This window comes from Ursidibacter maritimus, assembly GCF_009761395.1.
Lineage (GTDB): Bacteria > Pseudomonadota > Gammaproteobacteria > Enterobacterales > Pasteurellaceae > Ursidibacter > Ursidibacter maritimus.
Genome location: NZ_LEKN01000027.1, coordinates 1 through 331, shown reverse-complemented (window position 1 = coordinate 331; position 331 = coordinate 1). Strand labels below are relative to the sequence as shown.

1 protein-coding gene is annotated in these 331 nt (G+C 36.6%); it reads left to right on the top strand.

Annotated elements, in window-relative coordinates; genetic code table 11:
- On the top strand, positions 1–204 hold a 204-nt coding region (locus A1D26_RS05905; RefSeq protein WP_157403142.1), incomplete at its 5' end, for a hypothetical protein.
- Positions 205–331: the final 127 nt, after the last annotated feature.

Genomic DNA, 331 nt, shown 5'->3' with positions numbered 1-331 from the left:
GATGAAGCCAATGTCGTACGTTATGCGCAATTTTTACGTGATTTATCACATGAAACGCAGTTTATTGTCATTACGCACCGTAAAGGAACGATGGAAAAGTGTGACCGACTATATGGTGTGACAATGCAAGAATTAGGTGTTTCAAGACTGGTAAGTGTTAATTTAAATACAATTGATGATGTCATGAAGGAGGAACAAAGCTAGATGAGCTTTTTTAAACGACTTAAAGACAAATTTAGTGGACAAGACATTGAAAAAGATTTAGGGAAATTGGATGAATTTGAATCTGAACGTAAAAATGAATCCCATGAGGAAGTGGAGTGGCGTGATG